2 protein-coding genes are annotated in these 961 nt (G+C 31.8%); one reads left to right on the plus strand and one right to left on the minus strand.

Annotation, left to right across the window (positions count from 1 at the left end; translation table 11 throughout):
* The first annotated feature begins 39 nt into the window (after positions 1–39).
* A complete protein-coding gene (locus EZH24_RS12575; RefSeq protein ID WP_236847256.1) occupies positions 40–588 on the plus strand; it encodes a translation elongation factor Ts in 549 nt (182 codons plus the stop codon).
* 94 nt (positions 589–682) lie between these two features.
* Here EZH24_RS12575 and EZH24_RS12580 read toward each other — a convergent pair.
* The coding region (locus EZH24_RS12580; protein ID WP_473807488.1) for a YbhB/YbcL family Raf kinase inhibitor-like protein at positions 683–961 on the minus strand (279 nt) is incomplete at its 5' end.

The raw sequence follows: 961 nt of genomic DNA on the forward strand, positions 1-961 counted from the left end.
AAGACATATCAAAAAAGGCAATGAACATCAAAAACGGCAATGAACCTAAACGATATTTCGGTAGACGCGCTTTTGAATTCAAAATCGGAAAAAGGCGAGACGATTCAAGCTATGATTAACGAAGGAATTCAAAAATGGGGAGAAAAAACCGTTTTGGCGGATGTGAAAGTAATGAAGACGAGCGGATTTTTCGGAACTTATGTGCATTTCAATAATAAATTGGTTAGCGTAGTGGAATTCGACATTAAACCTAAAGGAAAATGTTTGGAAATTGCAAATCAAATAGCGATGCATGTGGCAAGCGAAAAACCTTTGGCTTTGAATAGGGAAGGAATTGACGCGGAAGCGGTTAAAGAGCAGAAAGAAATATTTGAAAAGCAGATAAGAGAGCAGGGAAAACCAGAAAATATGATTGGAAAAATTCTCGAAGGAAAGATGAATTCTTGGTATTCCGAAAGCGTTTTGATAGACCAAAAATTATTTACGGATAATAAAATAACTATTAAAAGTTTGATTGACGAAATTTCCAAAGAAGCGGGTTCTACTGCAACAATCAAAAACTTTTCGATAATTTCTTTGGGCGTTTAATTTGTAAAAATAGTTTTATGAATTAGATTTTTAACGAAAAATAAAGCGGGATTTAATTATCTCGCTTTTTTATTTTTAAAATCGTTTTAAATAATCAAATAATATAATCTTTTGCGATGCTTCTTAATCTTCTATTTCCCAAAACATGAAAATGTCTCAATTTTCTTAAAGTTTCGCTCGAGAAGTTGGCAAGCGGAATATAAACGATTTCAACAGCATAATTTTTTGCAATTTCTTTTAAAATATTAGAAGGCGGTTTTGGAGCGACATATCCTAAATATTTATCAACCGAATAAATTATAGCCGCGTATAATAATAAATCCGCATAATTTCTCACTATTCCATCTTCTTTTAATTTATTATAATATCTCCA

This window comes from Brachyspira catarrhinii (genome assembly GCF_005518285.1).
In the GTDB taxonomy this organism is placed as follows: Bacteria; Spirochaetota; Brachyspiria; order Brachyspirales; family Brachyspiraceae; genus Brachyspira; species Brachyspira catarrhinii.